Source organism: Euzebyella marina (assembly GCF_014855515.1).
GTDB lineage: Bacteria > Bacteroidota > Bacteroidia > Flavobacteriales > Flavobacteriaceae > Euzebyella > Euzebyella marina.
Genome location: NZ_JACYFK010000001.1, coordinates 1 through 21,557 on the forward strand (window position 1 = coordinate 1; position 21,557 = coordinate 21,557).

General features: G+C 38.7%; 18 protein-coding genes. 12 read left to right on the top strand and 6 right to left on the bottom strand.

Translation table 11 applies throughout. From position 1 onward, the window contains the following. Window positions 1-330: 330 nt before the first annotated feature. Entirely contained in the window at window positions 331-2,331 is a 2,001-nt protein-coding gene (locus IL356_RS00005; RefSeq protein WP_121847822.1) for a putative porin, read from the bottom strand. A 130-nt stretch (window positions 2,332-2,461) separates the two neighbouring features. Between IL356_RS00005 and IL356_RS00010 the strand changes: the two genes are divergently transcribed. The 5 genes from IL356_RS00010 to IL356_RS00030 all read left to right on the top strand — a co-directional run bounded on the left by IL356_RS00010 (window position 2,462) and on the right by IL356_RS00030 (window position 8,880). After that, window positions 2,462-3,061, top strand: a complete 600-nt coding sequence (locus tag IL356_RS00010; protein ID WP_121847821.1) for a ribonuclease HII — start codon at window positions 2,462-2,464, stop codon at window positions 3,059-3,061. A gap of 238 nt (window positions 3,062-3,299) precedes the next feature. Then, entirely contained in the window at window positions 3,300-4,640 is a 1,341-nt protein-coding gene (locus IL356_RS00015; protein ID WP_121847820.1) for an OmpA family protein, read from the top strand. Between the two features lie 29 nt (window positions 4,641-4,669). After that, a complete protein-coding gene (locus IL356_RS00020; protein ID WP_121847819.1) occupies window positions 4,670-5,362 on the top strand; it encodes a TapB family protein in 693 nt (230 codons plus the stop codon). A 29-nt stretch (window positions 5,363-5,391) separates the two neighbouring features. Next, window positions 5,392-6,012 carry a hypothetical protein gene (locus tag IL356_RS00025; protein WP_121847818.1) on the top strand — a complete coding sequence of 207 codons (621 nt, stop codon included), beginning with the start codon at window positions 5,392-5,394 and terminating at the stop codon, window positions 6,010-6,012. Between the two features lie 153 nt (window positions 6,013-6,165). Beyond that, on the top strand, window positions 6,166-8,880 hold the full coding sequence (locus IL356_RS00030; protein WP_162987816.1) for a CHAT domain-containing protein: 2,715 nt from the start codon (window positions 6,166-6,168) through the stop codon (window positions 8,878-8,880). Here IL356_RS00030 and IL356_RS00035 read toward each other — a convergent pair. Together IL356_RS00035 and IL356_RS00040 are read right to left on the bottom strand one after the other, a co-directional pair. After that, window positions 8,860-9,606: a tetratricopeptide repeat protein gene (locus IL356_RS00035; protein ID WP_162987815.1), complete on the bottom strand. Its 747-nt coding sequence runs from the start codon at window positions 9,604-9,606 to the stop codon at window positions 8,860-8,862. The genes IL356_RS00030 and IL356_RS00035 overlap by 21 nt on opposite strands. A 2-nt stretch (window positions 9,607-9,608) precedes the next feature. Next, window positions 9,609-10,178 (bottom strand): RNA polymerase sigma factor, encoded by a 570-nt coding sequence (locus IL356_RS00040; protein ID WP_121847815.1) that lies wholly within the window; start codon window positions 10,176-10,178, stop codon window positions 9,609-9,611. Between the two features lie 384 nt (window positions 10,179-10,562). On the opposite strand from IL356_RS00040, the gene IL356_RS00045 reads away from it, so the two are divergent. From IL356_RS00045 to IL356_RS00055, 3 genes are all read left to right on the top strand, one after another. Then, window positions 10,563-11,654 carry a YncE family protein gene (locus IL356_RS00045; protein WP_121847814.1) on the top strand — a complete coding sequence of 364 codons (1,092 nt, stop codon included), beginning with the start codon at window positions 10,563-10,565 and terminating at the stop codon, window positions 11,652-11,654. Between the two features lie 86 nt (window positions 11,655-11,740). Further along, window positions 11,741-12,271, top strand: a complete 531-nt coding sequence (locus IL356_RS00050) for a hypothetical protein (RefSeq protein ID WP_121847813.1) — start codon at window positions 11,741-11,743, stop codon at window positions 12,269-12,271. 137 nt (window positions 12,272-12,408) lie between these two features. Continuing rightward, on the top strand, window positions 12,409-13,056 hold the full coding sequence (locus IL356_RS00055) for a collagen-like protein (protein ID WP_121847812.1): 648 nt from the start codon (window positions 12,409-12,411) through the stop codon (window positions 13,054-13,056). 29 nt (window positions 13,057-13,085) lie between these two features. On the opposite strand, the gene lipB is transcribed toward IL356_RS00055, so the two are convergent. The 3 genes from lipB to IL356_RS00070 are packed head-to-tail and all read right to left on the bottom strand — an operon-like array spanning window position 13,086 to window position 14,732. Further along, the gene (gene lipB, locus IL356_RS00060) at window positions 13,086-13,802 is read right to left on the bottom strand and encodes a lipoyl(octanoyl) transferase LipB (protein ID WP_121847811.1); all 717 of its coding nucleotides are present in this window, start codon (window positions 13,800-13,802) and stop codon (window positions 13,086-13,088) included. A gap of 25 nt (window positions 13,803-13,827) precedes the next feature. Continuing rightward, window positions 13,828-14,565: a hypothetical protein gene (locus IL356_RS00065; protein WP_121847810.1), complete on the bottom strand. Its 738-nt coding sequence runs from the start codon at window positions 14,563-14,565 to the stop codon at window positions 13,828-13,830. Window positions 14,566-14,576: 11 nt separating this feature from the next. Continuing rightward, window positions 14,577-14,732: a YqaE/Pmp3 family membrane protein gene (locus tag IL356_RS00070; protein ID WP_121847809.1), complete on the bottom strand. Its 156-nt coding sequence runs from the start codon at window positions 14,730-14,732 to the stop codon at window positions 14,577-14,579. Between the two features lie 139 nt (window positions 14,733-14,871). On the opposite strand from IL356_RS00070, the gene IL356_RS00075 reads away from it, so the two are divergent. The 4 genes from IL356_RS00075 to IL356_RS00090 all read left to right on the top strand — a co-directional run bounded on the left by IL356_RS00075 (window position 14,872) and on the right by IL356_RS00090 (window position 21,549). Next, window positions 14,872-15,612, top strand: coding sequence for an SGNH/GDSL hydrolase family protein (locus IL356_RS00075; RefSeq protein ID WP_121847808.1), 741 nt, complete (start codon window positions 14,872-14,874; stop codon window positions 15,610-15,612). Window positions 15,613-15,651: 39 nt separating this feature from the next. Next, window positions 15,652-17,343: a lysine--tRNA ligase gene (lysS, locus tag IL356_RS00080; RefSeq protein WP_121847807.1), complete on the top strand. Its 1,692-nt coding sequence runs from the start codon at window positions 15,652-15,654 to the stop codon at window positions 17,341-17,343. A gap of 372 nt (window positions 17,344-17,715) precedes the next feature. Further along, window positions 17,716-18,591 carry an AraC family transcriptional regulator gene (locus tag IL356_RS00085; RefSeq protein ID WP_121847806.1) on the top strand — a complete coding sequence of 292 codons (876 nt, stop codon included), beginning with the start codon at window positions 17,716-17,718 and terminating at the stop codon, window positions 18,589-18,591. A 222-nt stretch (window positions 18,592-18,813) separates the two neighbouring features. Next, on the top strand, window positions 18,814-21,549 hold the full coding sequence (locus tag IL356_RS00090; protein ID WP_121847805.1) for a PSD1 and planctomycete cytochrome C domain-containing protein: 2,736 nt from the start codon (window positions 18,814-18,816) through the stop codon (window positions 21,547-21,549). Window positions 21,550-21,557: the final 8 nt, after the last annotated feature.

The window sequence follows — 21,557 nt, forward strand, 5'->3', positions numbered from 1 at the left end:
GAAATTTTTTTTTCGAAACCTCTCCCGCATCAAAAACCCAGTATGTAAAGGAACCCTCGCCCCAACGAGACCATCTCGTTTCGGGGCTGCAAATGTAACACTGTTTTTTAAATCCACAACAGTTTTTCTGAAAAAAAATTTTTCGAAAAATATCGCTTAAAAAACAGTCTATCAAAGAACTTTCGCTATTCCCTAAAACAACTCGTTTGTTGTTTTTCGGGCTGCAAATGTACGGCCGATTTTTAATTCTGCAAGCTTTTTTTCAAAGGTTTTTTTCAACTAAAACAAAGGTTGCTGATTAACAGTATTTTGCCATCAAAAAAAATTAGATTATGAAAAGAAATTCCAAACTAAGCCGAAACGAATGACAAAATCTCGGTACGGATAATTCGGAGCCGAGTAAAACTGGCTAGGATTTCCAAACGAAGAATTAAAATGCTCGGCCTTTAAATAGATACGCGTTTGCTGCACTTTGGCATTTATAAAGAAGTCTAACATAGGGTACCCGCCGAATTCTTCATCATTCTGAATATAGAATTCACCTAACAATGGGTTATAGGCATCCATATAATACTTCGTAAAGTACTTAAGAGTAACCCCCGTCTGCAGGTACATGGCCTTCTTAAAGACATCAGAGGAAAAATAAAGGGTATTACGGGTTACTACTTGAGGAACATTCAGTACCTGATTCGCTTGCGATACATTTTGGTACATGACCGTGTTGTTCAAGGCAAACTTACCTAGCCTAAATTCTTTCATGTACTTGATCTTGGTATGATTGAGCACATTGTTTTCTTGAACCGGCCTGACTATGGATGTTTCTTGGGTTGAGGCGGCCGTCGCTTCTTGGTCTATACCGAAATAGGTATAATTATCCATCGTTGTGTAATTCAACGTCAAGGAGCCCCAAATATCAGACCCCAAACCAAAATTGAAAGAATAAAGCTTCTCTTTTTCGAAAATATCTAGATTCAACCAATTGTAATTACTGAAATCGCTTTGGTATAATAGGTAATTGAAATCTGGCATTTGGGCAGACATTCGCCCGCCGATCGTTATTCTATACTTATCTTTATAAACATACTTGGCATTAGCTTGTAAATAACTTCCGCCCAGTTCGCCGGCCAAGTTATATTTTCCTGAAGCCCTAAAATCAAAACCCTTGATACGCTTTTCGTATTTGGCACCCAATGCAATCTCATCGCCTTTCAAACGGCTAGGTATGATGCTTCCATCTTCTTCGATTAGAATACTGTTGAAAAAGTAATTGTAATTATAAAGGGATATGTTACCCTGCAATCTACCCAAGGTGGCATTATAAAACTCGGCATTGACCTGGTTATACATCGTCTTAAGATTGGCCCTATCGCCAATAGGGGTAACTAAATCTTCACCGAAGTATGGACTTGCCGCTGTCTTATTAAAGCTGTAATATTTGGTTTCGTAATTAAACTCATGGCCGATACCCAGTGAAGTTTTTTCTGCCCTACTTGAATCGGCATCTTTCTTAACCAGTTTATAGAGGTGATCCAAATAATACCGTTTACCCAAAATTCTATTGACAGCATCATTGAACCGCACATCGATTTTCACCCTATTTGAAAAATCGGGATCTTTACTTTCAAACTGTTCTTCTGCATTTATCAGCCCCCCATTGGCCTGTATGTCTATATTCTGAGCGGCTATGTGCGCCCGAAGACTGTATCTACCGTTCTCGGTAACATAGTTGGTCGTAGTTCTAAAATTACCTGATTCAGCCTGATTATATTGATATTTACCTAATGACCGAAAACCTTTGTAGGCCACTGAAAAATTGAGCCTTCTTGAAGTGTTGAACGTTAAGTTGGCATCTAGCAATTGACCTTGCTCAAACGTAGTCTTAAAAAATAAATCGGACATTGGGGTCGCGACATTATAGTAATCAATGTCTTCAACTTCCATATAATTGTAATGAAGACCTTTTGCCCCGATATCAGGATAAAAGTGTTTGCGCCCGAGATCAACCCCCAATTTATTATAGGGTTGGCCAACATTGGCAAATGGCATCAGTTCAAAATCATCACGTCTTAGGTAGTTATACTTATATTCTTTTTGAATGGTCAAAGTAGTATCTAAAAACGTAGTGTCTCTTTGATAGGTGACAATCTTATAGTTCTCTATGGTGATTTGTTTGGCGGTCGAATCTAAAGCCGCTGCTTTTTGCCCGATATCTCTTCTCGGGCGGGCGGTTCTGGTAGAATCATTTTCATTTGGTGGGGAAAGAGGCCTATTTTGTGCATTACCTATAACACAATAGCCAAAAATTAAAAGAATAATCAGAATTTGCCTCATCTATTCGAATTACGGCCGTAAAGTTAATTTTTTTAGTTCGTAATTAAATGTGAAAGTTTATTTGCCCTTTTTCAAACTTTAAATAACAGATAGTTTTTGCTAAGTTGCCCACATATTAAGTTTATGGTTTATGTTGAAAGCGTATCATTTATCGGAAGAGAAAGAAGTGGGTACCGACGAAGCCGGCAGAGGTTGCTTGGCCGGTCCGGTTACGGCGGCGGCCATAATTCTTCCCAAAGACTTTACCAATGATATTCTAAATGACTCTAAATTACTTTCTCACCACAAACGAACTTCGCTTAGACCCATTTTAGAAAATGGTTGTGCGTGTTTTGGTGTGGCGCATATATTTCCTGAAGAAATAGATAAAATAAACATATTAAATGCATCAATATTGGCCATGCATCACGCCATAGACCAGCTTTCTATAATTCCCAATCACATTATTGTAGACGGAAACAGGTTTAAAGCTTACAAAAACATACCTTTTGAATGTATCGTAAAGGGAGATGGCAAGTATATGAGCATAGCTGCCGCCTCGGTTTTGGCAAAGACTTCTAGAGATGCCTATATGGATGCTATTCATGAAGAATTTCCGATGTACAATTGGAAGAAGAATAAAGGCTACCCGACCAAAGAGCATAGGGCGGCCATTAAAGAATTCGGTATTACCAAATACCACAGAAAAAGTTTTCGGTTACTACCAGAGCAGTTAGAATTGAGGTTTTAATGGTTTTTCTTACAGCGTCAAAACGGTGATAATGAACCAATCACACATAATTTCATACCACTTATACATTTTTTAAATGCCAGTAGCACAAGATTTTATTGCAACGTTCTAAGAAAATTTAGTTTTGATGTTAACCTTCAGGGTTTATTGTTCATTAACGTAGTGAGAGCAAATAAATGGCGAAGAGCTTATTTATCAATCCTCCGTATAATTCGCACAACACTAAAATCATGCAACAATGAAACGTTCAAAACATTACCTACCCCCCATCTTGTTCATCGGTCTATTTCTACTATCAGTACCCGATGCCAACGGCCAACTTCTCAAAAAATTAGGAAAAGCCGCCGAAAGAGCTGCAGAGAGAACAGTTGAAAGAAGAGTTGAAAAAGAAACTTCAGAGAAAACAGACCAGGCACTTGACAGTATTTTCGAACCTGGCAGTTCAAGAAAAGAAAAACAAGTTTCGAAACGACCGGAGTCAACCGGTGACGATCCTACAATTAAAAATGACCCTTCATCTGGCCAGAAAAGTACTTCGCCCAATAGTTCTGACCCCTCAGATACATCTATAAACGTATACAGTAAGTTTGATTTTGTACCGGGGGACGAAACCTTATTTCTAGATGATTTTTCAAGAGATTTTGTGGGCGACTTTCCATCTAAATGGAATACGAACGGAAGTGCCGAATTAGTAACCATCGACGGTTTTGATGAAAAGTGGATGAAAATAATGCCCGGTAGCAATAGCTACTTCATTCCGAACCTTACCGATTTACCGGAAGAATTTACCTTGGAATTCGACGTCATCACCCAAGGCTTAGACAATAAAACGTCTTCACAGGCTTACCTCACTATTCTCGCCAGTGACAACAACTCTTTCGAAAAAGGGGCCAACTGGGCATCTGTCTCCTATTCTTTCTGCCAATATATCGACCAAGGGGTTCTTGTTGAAAACCATATCAATGGCAAAAGGGTCATTAGAAACGAGGTGCAGGCCGACCTGCGAAAAACGGTAGTGAACCAACACCATATCTCGATTGCTGTTAACAAACAAAGGTTTCGCTTTTGGATCGACGAACAAAAATATATCGATGTACCCAGACTACTGCCCGAAACCCCTGGCATGACAGCATTAAAATTCAATCTTAGAGGTACCGATTCAAACAAAGAGGCAATCTACATGAGTAATTTTAAAATAGCGAAAGGTGGTGTAGACCTAAGAAGAAAATTGCTGGCGGATGGTAAAATATCGACTAACGGAATTCTTTTCGATAGTGGATCGGCCAATATACAACCCAGGTCAATGGGCGTTATCAGGCAAATATACCAGGTGCTTGAACAGGATAGTTCTCTAAAACTAAAAATAGTCGGGCATACCGATAGCGATGGTGATGCTAACAATAATAAGAACCTGTCGGAAAAAAGGGCTGCTGCCGTTAAAAATGCACTGACCTCTGTTTATAACGTTTCTGCTGACCGATTGACTACAGAAGGTAAGGGGGAAGATGAACCTTTAGAAGATAACGGAACCCCAGAAGGAAAGGCCCAGAACAGAAGGGTCGAATTTATTAGAATTTAAAAGGAACTTTACTAAAGAATAAAAACATCATGAACAACAAAATAATCGCACTTTTCGTACTTGTACTCATTACTAACCTCGCATGGTCACAGAGCAATTGCAGCAAGTACTACCCTATGAATGAGGGAACCTCTTTTCAATATACCATTTATGACAAAAAGGGAAAAGAGGACGGCAACACCGATTATAAAATAGTAGATATTACCAATGATGGTGGAACGACACATGCCACGATGCAAATGCGGCTTACCGACAAAAAAGGAAAAGTAGTTTTTGAATCTGACTATAAATTCACCTGTACCGGTAATGGCGTTAAAATCGATTACAACTCTATTATGCCCCAAAAGATGCTCGAGCAATTTGGTGATATGGAATATGAAATTACGGGAACGGATATAGAAGTTCCGAATAATTTAGAAGTAGGTCAAGAGTTGAACGATGCCAATGTTGATATGGCCATTAGCATGGCCGGCATGAATATGGAAGTAAGCGTACAAATGATCAATAGAAAGGTAGAGAAAAAAGAGAGTGTAAGCACCCCAGCAGGAAACTACGACTGCTATGTCATCTATACCGATACCGAATCAAAAACCATGGGTGCTAGCCAAACCTTTCCTAGCCGTCTATGGTTAGCCGAAGGTGTAGGCATGATCAAGCAAGAGACCTATAAGAAAAATGGAGATTTGATGAGTAGCATGCAATTGACCCAATACAACAAGTAAATAATTTACCAACATTAAAATTTAATAATATGAAAACGAAAATCACATTGGCGTTAGTGATAGCCATTGCCATGACATCTTGTTCGAAACTATGGTACTGGAACGATGACGATAAAAAAGATGAAATTAAACTTACAGAATCGAATTATGTATTCGAAGGTGATTTATACAAATATGCACTTGAAATCAGAATTGATTCATTGGAAGACCGTGCAGCATATCTAAAAGAAATCATAGGCAACAATCAGGGAACCCCTGATATTGAAAAAGATTTTGAAGAAACAACTGCTAATCTAGCAAATACAGCCGAAATTGCTGAAAGCATTGTAGTGTTTGAAGACCTAGCAGATAGGCTAGGCAGAAGAAACCCTATAGGCCCAAGACCTCCTAGACCAGGTGTTATTCCTATTAATCTTGAGTATATAATTGTGTACAATTTAGAAGATGTCAATCTTCAAATAAATGATGAAAACGGGGCAGAATTGGCCCAATCAGAAGGTATTCTTTATGAGATAGTTGGCACAAACAATATGTTAATGTATAAAAAAGTAAATATTACCAATGCGATTTCAGAAGGAGCTGTAATTAAGATTAAAAGATTAAACAAACTTAATCAAGCGGACAGCTATTCTATACAGGCCTTAAAATAGGCTTATAAAACATGCTCAGCATATTTTAGTAAATTGGCCTTTGAGATTTAATCCACTCTCAAAGGCCTTTTTATGGTAAGAACTTTTGTTTTATTAAGTAGCCTCCTTTTACCAATATTCCTGATTGGTCAAAATGATAGCTATGAGAACCGCATGGATTATTTATTCAACAAAGGTTATGAGCATTTATATTCCAACAAAGATTCTGCGCTTTTTTACTTTGAAAAGATTCACACCCTCGCTGTTTCAGAAGAAGATTGGTCATCTGTTGCCGATGCCTTAACCGGGAAAAACTGGTTGGCAGAATACGAAAACGACTTACGGGCACTTAACAAAAACCTCGCTGTAATAGACTCTTTATTTACTACTCAAACGAGCTATTTTGAAAGTTTGCCAGAATATATCCTTTATAAAAATGATTTATTCTATCACAAAGGCCAGTATTATTTTCTAATCAATGATTTTGAAAAAGCCCGCATCGAATTCAATAAGATTCTGGAAATCAACATTGAGCCTGATAATTCTGAATATTCTGGCGAAAAGTTAAAATTCATCTCAACAGCCTATAGTTATCTGGCAAAAATGTATGCCGACGAGGGAAAGCTTAACCTAGCTACCAACTATTATGAACGTAACATCCGGTTTTTGAAGCATAATCTTTCCGATGACAAAATCTCCCTTTATGAAAACTATGACTTACTGGCCGAAGTACTTAAAAGAAAAAAGCTATACAAAGAAGCTAACGCTTACCTCTTAAAAGACTTGGACTACGTTCTTCAACATCAGGAAGAATTTGCAATCCCGAAAATTCTGAACATTGTTCAAAACCATACGCAATTGGCACAAATAGATAGTGCGGAAATCTATTTGAACATGGCTAAAAACCTTTTAAAGCAAAACTCTCCTTCTCTCTCGAGTTATTATCAAGTAAGTGCAGAGACACATCAACACAAAAACGAATACGAGAAAGCCTTAAACGATTATGAAAAGGCCCTTCAATATTCAGAAGAGAAATGGGAACGAGACAAAAATTGGGAAACTGCTCATATTTTAAATAAGATAGGGCTATTGCACAGTCGTTTTAAGCAAAGCAGAAAAGCAATTGAGGCCTACGATCTAGCTCTTGAAGAAATTTTGGACCGACCCACGGAAATCAACAAGCATAAAATCATACAAATCTTAAATAACAAATCATCAGCTCTGAATAAAATGGGCAACCAAAGTGCCGCGACCCTGAAAAGTGTTGAAATGGGTATGGCTTTGCTAGATAGCCTAAAGCCCACTTTTAAAACCAATTCAGACAAGTTGTTATTGATTGAAGAAGTATTTCCGTTATTTGAATCTGGCCTAAAAGCCACTTTTTCATTGTTTAATGAAACAAAAAATGACATTTATATAGAACGGGCTTTCCAGTATTTTGAGAAAAGTAAATCCGTGTTATTAATGGAGACACTATTGGCGTCTAAAGCCACTGAGTTTGCCCAAATACCTCCCGAATTACTCAATGACGAAAAACAGCTGAAGGCAGAAATTACACAAGTAGAAAAACAATTGAACCTAGGCCAAGAAAATTCTACACTTCAGAATCGATTATTCACCCTGAAAAACAATCACAGGAACCTGATATCAAAGATTGAAAAAGATTATCCAAAATATTACGACTTAAAATATAATTCTGAAGTAATTGAATTACCGGAAGTACAGCAATTATTAGCTACAAAAGAAGCCCTTATTAGCTATTTTTATGGAGATGAATCTATCTACGCATTGTTCTTTACGAGGGATACGAAATTTTTTGGTCGTATACCGATTACCGAAGATTTATTTGAAGAGATTCTTGAATTTAAAAATCTTATAGCCAATTCTAAGTCAGAACTGAATAAAGTTCAACAGCTGGCAAAATCACTTCACCGACAAATTTTAAAACCAATCCTTTCTAAGAATGAAGAATTGGAAAAACTAATTATCATACCCGATGGGCCTCTAAACTACATACCTTTTGGGGCACTGATCGATGAATCTTCAAACTCCTATTTAATAGAAGATGTTTCTATTAGTTATATCAACTCCGCAACTTTACTTCATCAGCTCAGTGACGATTCTATAGAAAACTCAAAGCTTTTGGCCTTTGCCCCTACTTTTGATGGTAATTCGAAGGTAGATGTAGAGCGCTCAGAATTACTTCCCCTACCACATAATAAAACAGAGGTCAACAAAATTCTTCAATCTTTTGAAGGAAAAAGGTTTGTTGATCAAGAGGCCACCCTTCAACATTTCAAAGAAGAATTGAATGACTACGGGCTCTTACATCTTGCTACACACGCCGTTTTTGATGATGCTTTTCCTGAATATTCCTATTTGGCCTTTACCCAGTCTGGTGACGAAATAAACAACAATCTTCTTTTTACAGCAGATTTATACAACCTGAGAACCAAAGCTAACCTGATTACATTGAGCGCTTGTGAAACCAATATCGGACCTCTGAAAAAGGGCGAAGGATTTCTCGGCCTCTCACGCGCCTTTTTCTATGGAGGTGCCCAAAGTATTAGTAGCACACTCTGGAAGATAAACGATGCGGCATCATCTGACATTATGAACCAATTCTACAAAGAACTATCACTGGGAAAAAGTAAAGACGAAGCCCTTAGACAAGCCAAACTACATTTTTTGCAAAATAATGCAGACAATGCAAGGGCGCACCCATATTATTGGGCCGGATACATTATTACTGGCAATACGACACCCTTAAAAACATCCGTTATCGAACCATGGGTCTGGTATGCTGGCATTGGCCTTTTATTGCTGTTACTTATCGTATACTTATACTTTAAACGTTTTAAAGCAACCTCAATTCAAGGCATCAATTAGTTCTTGTGCCCTCTCTTTTTTATAATCGTACATATCGACAAGAATTTCTAACCATTGTAGGGCTTTTTGTTTATCCTTAGTTTTCAAGGCAACCATGGCAAGATACCAATATGCTTCAGCTTTAAGTTGCGTTTCGCTTTCGGCGGCCTTTTGAAGAAACTCTTGGGCCTTGTCATACTGTTTTAAATTCAAATAAGACATACCCATATAAAAATCGATATAGTCGTTTCTATCGGCCAAAGGTATTTTTTCAAAATTCGTTATGGCCTCTGCATAATTATCTAACTCGTATTGTGAGAAGGCATTTCTTTCTATACTCTCAACCGATTCTCCCCTGGATATTTCAAAGACCGTATTAGGGTAATTCTGAAAATTATCTTCATAAAGTTGGTTGTAATTCGGTCCGGAAAAATTGTTGTAACCTAGATAACCCAGCCCTATTAAAAGAGCAATAGAGGCGGCTACCATCCATTTTCTATAGACCGAAAACCGGCTTTCAGGTTCTAGCTGCACTACTTTCTCATCTTTGATCTCACTTTCAAAAAGCTGTAATTTCTCTTTTAGCTCCGTTGACTTCTCCTCCTGAATCACCTTTTGTAAATTCTTTTCAAAATCGTACTGCTCTTTGAATTCCCGGTCATTTTTCAAAAGCTCGTCAAAAGCTTCCTGCTCTTCTGACGTCAATTGATTTGAAAAATATTGATAAAGCAAAGTTTCTTTATCCATGGCTAGTAGGTATTTGATTTGATTTTTTCCTTCAATGTTTTCATACATCGCGATTTGGCAGCCTTCACTACATTTTCACTATTGTAGTTTTCAGCTTCCATTATTTCTTGGATGGTTAAGCCACGATAATAGAATAGGGTCAGTAATTGCTGGCATTTTTCGCCCAAACTTTTAAAATGTTGCTGTAAAAGTCGCTGTTCATGGCTTAGGTCGGGAGCTTCCAATTCAAAGGAACTTATCTGCTCATCAGTATCACCAACTCTGCTCAGGTCGAACTTTTCTGAAACCGATTTCTTATTTTTTCTCATTCGATCAAAGATTAAATGTTTTCCGATAGAAATCAGATAAGTAGAAATACTACTACTCAAATGCTCCAATTTACCGGACATCACATTATTATAGAAGATGATGTAAGCATCTTGATAAAAATCTATTATATCATCTTCAGGCAACTGATAGCGTCGGGCAAAGTTTACAAACTTGAATTTGTTGTCTTCGTAGATTTTCTTAAGGTCTTTATCCGCACCTTTTCGTAATTGTTCTAAAGAAATCTCTACCAGTTCATTTTCCATTTAATGTATATCTAATGAGAAGGTTAACAGGCTATTTAGCTAAAATAGCATTTTTTGGGTGGCATTGTATACTTGTTTAAGCCTAATGGCGGCAACCACGGGGCTTTATAGTAAACTAACTACAATCTAATCTCTCAATTTTTTTATCAAAATGTTAACCTCCTGTACTATTCCACATAAATGAGGGAACCCTAAAAATTGAAAATGATGGAAACATATGAACGGTTGGAGATTATTAAGTGGTTGCTGATTGTTGCTTTAGTTGTAGTTCTTACTTTGTCTCATGAAATTCTTCTTTAAATCTTAGGGTTTCTATAAAAAACCATCTAGGTGTTAACCTTTTTATTTTTCTACCATTAAGTGCTGTAACAATAAAATAGCATTATGAAAAATTCAGTTTTTTTTATCGCGATTATCCTTTTTGCTTCTACGATGTTTACAAATTGTAAAAAGGATGATGATTCACCACAACCGGCAATTGAAAATACGCCTCCGCAAGAAACGCCTGAAGAGACCCCTGAAGAAGAACTTCTCAAAATTGATGGCACTTGGGCCGTTAGTTCAGCAGACTTTTACGAATACCAAAACAGCAGCTACTTCATCATCAACCCAGACAATACATTAACTATACTTGACGAAGACGAAATGGGCTTTCGGGATCTAAACAATGCCAATTACACCCATGATGAAGAAAACAGTCAAATTACGATCAATTTTGGTTTTGGCTCTTCCTTGGCCAATTACACTTTGACTGAGGATGAATTAGTATTAAGTTTTCCTGACGGTACGGTAACCTTAAACAAAAATGAAACGATTGCTGATAACCAATGGTTAGAAGAACTCACCATTTTGGTGGAAGGCGATGCCCCATGGACAGATAGTGTTGATATTGCCTGGAACGGTAGCCAAATTTTGGTCGGCAATGGATATGAAGCTGATAATATTGGTGTAGTAAACCCTGAAACCTTTGCTTTGGATGGCACGATTACCACCACAAGAAGTGCCTTTGCCGTAGAGATCGAGAAATTTGATGACCCCAGTAAATATCTTTTTCAAAGTAGTAACGGCTCAGCCAAATTCTATATCTACCAAGAATCCGACAACACCTACCTAGAGGAGTCTTTAGACATGGGGGCTTGGATTTATGGCTTAGCTTCTATTGATGAAAGGAGAATATGGGCCGCTAGCGGAAATGAAAGATCTCTTTACCTCTATAACTACAATACCCATACCATTGAACAGACCATTGAACTAGATACAAGACCTAACGGACTTGACTATCAAGACGGTCATCTTTATGTATGCGCCAATAACAAACTGTTCAAATGTGATGTTAGCGATGGGTTACAGGTGGTCAATTCATATAGCATACCAAATGTTCAGATATATGGTGTAGCCTACGACGGTTCTAATTTTTGGGTCTATGGCGAACAAAATAATGAGGGGAAACTCATAAAAATTGACCTAACCATTTAGAAAAGAAAGCCCTTTTCTTAAAAGGGTATTAAGAGTCTACTTTCATTGAAATATAATACCTAGTATTAATTTAATCAGAAGAACTAATGAAAACAATTCAAATTCTTTTGGCTTTGTCGTTAATGATGATAGCCCAGGCCTGTGAAACAGAAATACCTGAAACCGATGTTGACCCGCCCACGTTTTCCATTAAAATAACTGGAGACGGATTTAATGAAACTTTTGACCAAGACACCGATTTTGATAGCTTTGAATTGAACTTACGAGAAGGTTCGGAATATACCTTTCTTATTTCTGGTGGTGACACCGGAGGGCTTAAAAGATTTGAGGTGTATTTTGCCCCAGATCATATTCAAATGAACCCCAATCTGAGTGGAAATTGGGTACACACTAGCCTAAGTACACTTACCGATATGCTTTACTGGACCGGTAATGCGTCATCACCATTAACAGGCACCCTGCTAAACGGAACCTTTGTTGCAGAGGGAGATTCCGTATCCTCCCCCATAACTTTTTATTTAACCGATTATGGAGGTAGTGAAGGTAGCTCCAATGTAACAAGTGCTTCTTTAAATGTTTACTCTGGTGACCATGCCACCGAGATTAAATACTTCTAACAGTTACATTCTTTAAATAAATTAGAATTACACGCACTTGAAGAGTTTTTTAACCTCAGTAACTACTGAGGTTTTTTATGACTTAATGTTAACCTTCTATCTCCCCTAACATTAAAGAGAAACTTAAAATTTCTATTATGAAAACCATTCTTAAAAATTCAATCTTTCTACTTCTAAGTATCATTTTAGTAAATACCTCTTGCTCTAAAGACGGAGATGTGGGCCCCATTGGGCCAGAAGGACCTCAAGGTGAACAGGGTATTGAAGGCGAACAAGGTATCCAAGGAGAGCAGGGTATTCAAGGGGAACAGGGGCCTCAGGGGGAGCAAGGAACAGCGGGTGAAAATGGGGAAGATGGGCAAGACGGTAACGCTAACGTAATTTATTCCAATTGGATGGAAGCAAACTGGAATATTACCGATGAACCAAGGCGAAAGATGATGCAAATCGATGTCAATGAGATTGATCTTTACGATTTAAGGAACAACACCTTGGTGTATGTTTATTTTAGACAATTTGGAACAAGTTCTATATATGCAATGAATTGCTCGGGTCGATGGACGAACGTGGAATATGAGTTTACCTTTGGTGACAATTCGGCATGCTGTCAAGGTATTTTGATAAGACTAACTACTACGGACGGGACTGATTTAACCGAATATCAGTACTCAGGATCCCGCGGCAACAGATTTCGATATGTACTAGTACCGGCAAATGCATCGACCGCTAAATTGAATTTTTCGAATTATGAAGCCGTAAAAGCTTTTTATAACCTTCCCGATTGAGACTTCGGCTTTAAGAGACACCTGTGGCTTTATGCAATGGGTGCCTCTGTTATTAACTTAGCCTCAAAAAGATGGGTAAAATGTTTCAAAAGCTTTTTTTTCACTTCACTCGTGTCTATCTCTTTTTTGCCCATCTCCACATTTAATGAAGTAACCGCCTTATCCTTGATACCGCAGGGAATCATTAAATCAAAATACCCTAAATCAGCATTTACGTTCAAAGCAAAACCGTGCATGGTCACCCATCGGCTTGCACGTACGCCCATCGCACAAATTTTCCGGGCAAAAGGGGTGCCTACATCTAACCAAACCCCGGTTTCGCCTTCTGACCGTTGGGCTTTGAGTCCGTATTCGGCCAAGGTGAGAATCACCATTTCTTCCAGCAAACGGAGGTATTTATGAATATCGGTAAAAAAATTATCGAGGTCTAAAATGGGATAGCCCACAATTTGGCCAGGGCCGTGATAAGTGATATCTCCTCCCCTATTTATTTTGTAGAATTTTGCATTTTTTGAGGCAAGCTCTTCTTCACCGACCAATAGATTAGAGAGATCGCCGCTCTTTCCCAAAGTATATACATGTGGATGCTCGACGAACAGAAAATGGTTGGGCGTGGGTAAATTTTCGCCCTGTCGGCGATTGTTAATTTTTAAGTCTACGGTCTGCTTAAAAAGTCTCTCTTGATAATCCCAAGTTTCTTTATAATCCTTTAGGCCTAAGTCTTCTAAAAATACCATTTTGTTCATCGTACAAAGATACGAAAAGCCCCACCTATTTTTCTAATTCGACCTCGATGACCACCGATTCAGGGGCTTTTGACATTTCTAAAAAATTGACTTCATAAATCAAGGTCTTGCCATCCATAGAAAAAGTAGCGTTATCAAGATTTGTTGATTTTACCCGCTTTGGAAAATGGTACTTAAAAGTATAGGTAGAACTGGCCAAAAACATTTCGGCACTGGCCAAACTATCAATACTTTGTTGAAATAATTCTTGATCTGTAATGTTGATAATTCTACTGAACTTATTGCCCTTAAAACTATAGGTGACTTCAGTACCCTGCCCAGATGGGCCATTACCCATCTGCGAAGTACCGTTATTAGGCCCCATGGCACTAGCATTTTGAAATGCGCTAAAAGCGTCGTTGACCTCGGAAACATCTTTAAAATCGGTAAACATATCAAAATTCATGACGCCCTTTTCAGGATTCATCAGCATATGAATACTAAACGGCTCAAGCCGTTTCAGTTCAGCTTGTTCTTCGGGGGATAACAATGCTATACTATCCTTCTTTTCCCTCAGTAAATCTTTAAAAACCAATGTTGAATCTATCTTCTCTTCCGTAAGGGTTGAATCAGATTCGGGCATCATTTGCATCATTTCACTGCCATCTAGACGAATACTCAGTTTTCCGCTACCATTTTCCTCAAAGTGTATTTCTTCGGTAAAATTGCAGGCAATAAAAAGGGCCGTGACCAATGCCACAGCCATGATTTTAATTATTTTCATGTTATCAATTTCTAGTTCGGGTTGTTCAAAATCACAAGGGCGGCAATCACCCCTGGAACCCAACCACAGAAGGTCAAAAGTAGAACAATTAAAAATGAGCCGCAACCTTTTCCGATGACCGAAAGAGGAGGAAAGATAATGGCCAATAAAACTCTAAAAAAACTCATGTCGATTTTGTTATTGATTGATGAATTCGAAACTAGGTTCCGATATATCTATAAGACGTAATAATCTGCACAATGTTACATTTTTAGCTATTATAGTGCGGCAATAGAACCACTAATTAATTTTTTCGTAATTATAGATATGAGAAATTTAACGACAGCTCCCGCACTTTTACTTTTTATCCTCGTTATAACTCTTGGTTGCAGCAAAAGAAGTCTATCGCCCCAAGCTGACTACGAAACAGAAGAATCGCCTAACAAAGTCAACGACAACTCTCAAAACCTGAATTATTTGGCTTTAGGCGATAGCTACACCATCGGCACCAGTGTAGAACTCGAAGACAATTATCCATCTCAATTAAGCTCCGCCATTGAGAACCAGCTCAGCGCAAAAGTTGATTATAAAATCGTGGCCAAGGCCGGATGGCGTACCGATGAACTTTTAAAAGCCCTCGATAATGAAAAAATTGATAATCATCAGGATCTGGTCACCCTTCTAATCGGTGTTAACAACCAGTACCAAGGGGAGCCATTTTCAAAGTACCGTAGAGAGTTCAAAGAATTATTGAAAAGTGCCATTCAATATGCCGATGGCCATTCTAACAATGTATTCGTTATTTCTATACCTGACTGGGGCTATACCCCATATGGGCAGGGTTGGGACAGCGAAAAGATTACAGAACAAATAAATGAATACAATGCTTTTGCCGAAGAGACAGCCTTAGAAAATGGAGTGAAGTTTATTAACATAACCGATATCACCAGAGAGGGTTTGACCAATGAAAATTTGGTCGCCGATGATGGCTTGCACCCTTCAAAAGAAGCTTATCGATTATTTGTTGACCGTATGCTGCCGATTATTGTTTCTTCATTGAAAAATTAGTGTATTGTAGCTATATTTGCGCCCTCAATTGATATGCATATGCAACTTTCGGAACAAGAACAGATTAGAAGGGACAAATTGTTAAAATTAAGGGAAATGGGTATTGACCCATATCCGGCAGCTTTATACCCCGTAAATGCCACTTCAAAAAGCATAAAGGCCAATTATACAGAGGGGCAAAAAGTGATTATTTCCGGGAGGTTGATGTCGCGCCGAATTCAGGGCAAGGCATCTTTTGCAGAACTTCAAGACAGTACCGGTCGTATTCAGGTATATTTTAACAGGGATGAAATATGTGCCGGAGAAGACAAGACGTTGTACAATGACGTCTACAAGAAATTGTTGGACATTGGTGATATTATAGGTGTAGAAGGGGAACTTTTCACAACCCAAGTCGGGGAAAAAACCGTGATGGTCAAAAAATTCTCTCTCTTGAGTAAATCGCTACGCCCTTTGCCATTGCCCAAGAAAGATGCCGAAGGCCATGTTTTCGATGAATTCAATGACCCAGAGCAACGGTACCGTCAACGATATGTTGATTTGGTGGTGAATCCTAAAGTAAAGGAAACATTTATCAAACGTACCAAAATCACGAACACCATTCGTCAATTTTATAATGAAAAAGGCTATTTAGAGGTTGAGACCCCTATCTTACAGCCCATACCGGGCGGTGCTGCTGCAAGACCTTTTTTAACCCATCACAATGCATTGAATATTCCCCTATACCTAAGAATTGCCAACGAGCTCTATCTGAAGAGATTGATAGTTGGCGGGTTTGATGGTGTTTATGAGTTTTCCAAAGACTTTAGAAATGAAGGAATGGATCGCACCCATAATCCGGAATTTACGGTGATGGAACTCTATGTAGCCTACAAAGATTACCATTGGATGATGGATACCACGGAACAACTTTTGGAAAAGATAGCCGTGGAGGCCAACGGAAGCACGAAGGTTACCGTAGGTAAGAACGAAATTGAATTCAAGGCCCCGTACCCGCGTGTACCGATTCTTGAAGCCATCAAAACGCACACGGGCATTGATGTGTCGGGCATGGGTGAGGAAGAGCTTCGTGAGACTGCCCTGAAACTTGATATCGACGTTGATGAGACCATGGGGGTTGGCAAGCTTATCGATGAAATATTCGGTGAGAAATGTGAGCATCATTACATACAGCCCACCTTTATCACCGACTACCCAAAAGAAATGAGCCCGTTGACTAAAGAGCACAGAGATAACCCTGCCTTGACAGAGCGTTTTGAGCTTATGGCCAACGGTAAAGAATTGGCCAATGCCTATTCTGAGTTGAACGACCCTATCGATCAACGTGAACGTTTTGAGGAGCAATTGAAATTATCAGAAAAAGGTGATGATGAGGCCATGTTCATCGATCAAGACTTCTTACGTGCGTTGGAATACGGCATGCCACCAACCTCAGGCATCGGTATCGGTATCGACCGTTTGGTGATGTTGATGACGAATAATTCCTCTATTCAGGAGGTACTCTTTTTCCCGCAAATGAAACCTGAGAAAAAACAGGTAGAATTGAGCCAAGAGGAAAAGACTATTATCGAAATTTTAAAACCTATAGGTCAAATGGACCTCAACGAGTTGAAGTCAAAAGCAGGATTAAGCGGAAAGAAATGGGATAAGTCGATGAAGGCCTTGTCTAAAAACGGACTGGTAAATGTAACGGTGAATGGCTCCGATAAAACGGTTCTATTGAAGTCATAAAATAATTTAAATGACTCACACTATAAAAAGCCCCTTTTTGGGGCTTTTCTGTTTCTTAAAGGAATTTTTCATTCACGACGTAATCGAATAATTCACCTTACCAGTTTTCTTATATTTACACATAGACCTAATCAAAGTACCCACTATCCATATCATAAAATTAAAAGAAATGTGGGAGCCTTATTTCGAATGGAAGGCCATTGGTTATCAATTTCCAAGAGAGCGATAATCCTAAAACTGAAAGACTAATTTCTAGGAACTGATGGCTCTTTCTTCAAAGTAAATTATATGTTTGTCGATTTCTTTTAAATTTTAACCAACCGAAATTCGATTATTCTAATAAAAATTAGAGCAAAGCGAACTGTAGTAAAAATGGAAAAAAAGACTTCAAATCATGGGTTTTTAGGTCAAAAAATGATTGTGCTGCCTAATTCCATTCAGCAACGACTTCAAAAAAACACCATAACCAAACAATTCTATATTACCGATATCGGCTTTTATCCGAGGGCAGATGGGCATTTCGTTAATAGAAAAAAAGGTTCAAAGGAATATATTTTTATTTACAGCATAGAAGGCCAAGGTTCTGTAAGTTTTGAAAATATGACCATTCAACTACAACCACATACCTATTGTATCGTACCAATTAACACACCCCACTCTTATCAAGCTAGTAAAGTGGACCCTTGGAGTATTTATTGGATGCATTTTAGAGGTGAACTATGCGCAGCTTTGTATCAAAGACATCTTAAGGTCAATAAAACCCCCAACAAGATACCTTTTGAGAATAGCAGAATTGGGCAGTTCTCCCAAATTTTTGAAATGCTCTCTTCCGAGTACACTATAGACCATTTAGAATTTGCGAATCTGCTAGGCCTTCATTTTATATCTTCCTTTGTCTACATTTCCGTAAACGGGTTGAAAACACATAACAAGAAGAACCTTATAGACAGTATAACATCTTATTTAGATAAAAATATTGACCGTACTTTAAAGACGGAAGACATTGCCCAAAAGTTCAATTATTCCGCTTCGTATTTATTAACACTCTTTAAAAAGCACACTGGATATTCTATCATTCAGTTTTTTAATCTAAAAAAGATGCAAAAGGCCTGTGAATATTTAAAATACAGCGACTTAAGTATCAAAGAAATCAGCTATAGACTTGGCTTTCAAGACCCTTTCTACTTTTCACGTATTTTCAAAAAAACCATTGGTCAATCACCTAGTGAATATCGGGAAGAAGTTTAAATCCTGTATTTCCTTTTTCGCTACTCTCCGGAGTTTTCCTTTTCCTTAATCAAAACTGAAAACGACTATAATTTTCGTAAATTCCAGCTCATTTTGTTGTAATATCCATACCTAAAAAAGTATTGTCCATTACAATTCTTTTGCTTGACTTTAATTTTAAGCCTCATTAACCAAAGCATTACTTATTGCCTTCTCTGATGGGCAAAAACTTCATTTCTGAAAATGAAAATTGATATACGTAAAATACCATTTTATTGTTGGTTGCTTTTGTTTTCGATAGTCATACAATCCTGTCAAACAAAGGAAATTGTAGATTTTAATGCCCAAATTAAACCCATACTTAACAAAAGATGTATCTCTTGCCACGGGGGAGTTAAGAAAAGTGGTGGGTTTAGTTTATTATTCGAAGAGGAAGCTTTTGCGGCAACTGAATCTGGAGAACCTGCTATTATAAAGGGTAACGCCTCCGCCAGTGAAATGATCAAAAGACTGCATTCAGACGACCCAGAACTTAGAATGCCCTACGAGGCCAAAAAATTACCTGCTGAAGAAATTGAACTTCTCACCAAATGGATTGACCAAGGTGCCAAATGGGGTGAACATTGGGCGTACTCTCTTCCCGAAAAGGTAGAGGTACCTTCCTTTAATTCCGAAGCAAGTTTTATATCAGAAGACGAAACAAGTTTTCTAAAAAACAGTATCGACCATTTTATTTTGGCGAAGTTATCGGATAAAGAGATTTCGCCCAACATGCCCGCTGCAAAGAATATTATTGCCCGAAGGGCTGCTTTAGATATCGTGGGCCTCCCTCCCTCCCAAAGTTTGTTGCAGCAATTTGAATCTGGCTCTATCACCTATGAAGCTATGGTCGACACTCTTTTGAACGATAAGGAATATGGCGAAAAATGGGCCACCTGGTGGTTAGACCTAGCACGATACGCAGATTCAAAGGGTTATGAAAAAGACATGGGCCGAGAAATTTGGAAATACCGCGATTGGGTCATCGATGCTTTTAATTCAGACATGCCCTATGACCAATTTACCATTGAGCAATTGGCCGGTGATTTATTGCCCGAACCATCCGTCGACCAATTAATCGCTACAGCTTTTCACAGAAATACCATGAACAATGACGAAGGCGGCACCGACGATGAAGAGTTTCGTGTGGCAGCGGTCATCGATCGCATCAATACCACTTTTTCGGTCTGGCAAAGTACCACTATGGAATGTGTTCAATGCCACAGTCACCCCTACGACCCTTTTAAGCATAAAGAGTATTTCAACTTAATGGCATTCTTCAACAATTCTAGGGATGAAGATGTGCCGAGTGAATCTCCCATTTTGAAAATGTACACCCCTGAACAACAAATGAAGGTGAACGAAGTGCTTGAATGGGTCTCGAAATATGGTAGTGAATCAATCAGAAAAAAATACAAAGACTTTCTACAATTCACTGAGCCTGTTTACAAGTCACACTTTTTTAAAGATTTCAAGAACAGCGTTTATGATGACCATGCCTCTGTGGTTTATTGGGATGATGGAAGTACCATCATCGAGAACGGATATACCGAGGAATCAAGTTACGTTTACCTTAATTACCGTTCTCATTATGATGGCACCCAAATGACCATCAGAAAAGGGGATGCCAACGGCCCTATTCTTGGACAGTTCATCATTAACAAATCAAAGAATAATACGACCTCGCAATTTCCAATCAAACCCATATCCGAAAAAACGGATATCTACATTGAAACGCAAAATAATTCTGTTGCGAAAGAAGTGAATATCTTGAACCTATACTGGGTAGGGTTTATAACTGACCTACCGGGGAAGGAACAAGCAGGATGGAAAAAGGTGAATTCCGACTTTATGGAACTGCTTAACACCAATCCACCGACGGTTCCTATAATGGCAGAAAACCCCGAGTATATGAAACGAACCACCCAATTGTTCGATAGGGGAAGCTGGTTAACAAAAACAGACACGGTAGAGCCGGGGGTTCCTGAAAGTCTGAACGATTGGAACAGCGACTGGCCCGATAACCGGTTGGGGCTATCAAAATGGATGGTCGATAAAAAGAATCCGCTCACGGCCAGAACTTTGGTAAATAGAGTATGGCATCAAATTTATGGTCGCGGTATTGTTTCAACGGTAGAAGATATTGGTTCGCAATCGGAGCCTCCTTCCCATCCAGCACTTTTAGATTGGTTGGCGCTACGTTTTATGAACGAGATGAATTGGAGCCTTAAAGCTCTTATCAAAGAAATAGTCGTTTCAGGCACCTATCGACAAAGCTCTGAAAGCAATCAGGAAATGTACCGAATCGATCCCGAAAACGAGTTGTATGCCCGCGGGCCTAGAATTCGACTGGGTGCGGAACAGATTAGAGACCAGGCCCTTGCCGTATCAGGAATTTTAAGCGACAAGATGTATGGTCCGGGCGTTATGCCCCCTCAACCGGATGGAGTTTGGCAAACAGTGTACAATGGTGCTAAATGGGTAGAAAGCAAAGGTGAAGACCGCTATCGAAGAGGCGTCTACACCTACTTAAAACGCACAAGCCCCTACCCTTCCTTTTTAACTTTTGATGCCGGTTCAAGAGAAGTATGTACTATTAGAAGAACGGTTACCAATACGCCATTGCAAGCATTGGTCACCCTTAACGATCCCGTGTATCTAGAAGCCTCCTATTATTTGGCAAAAAATAGTATGGATAGTAACGATGTTGAAAAGAGTATAGCCAAGGCCTACGAAAAAGCGACATTTACCAAAATAGAGCCACAGAAATTAGATGCGCTTCAAGAGCTTTATGAAAGCTCATTGCTAGAGTTTAAAACGGATGATACGGCATCTGAAATCTTTCTTCATTTTGAAGAAAGGCCCACTCCTGAGCTAAGTGCGCTTACGGTCGTTGCCAATGCCATAATGAACTTGGATGAATTTTTAACCAAAGCCTAAAACCAGAG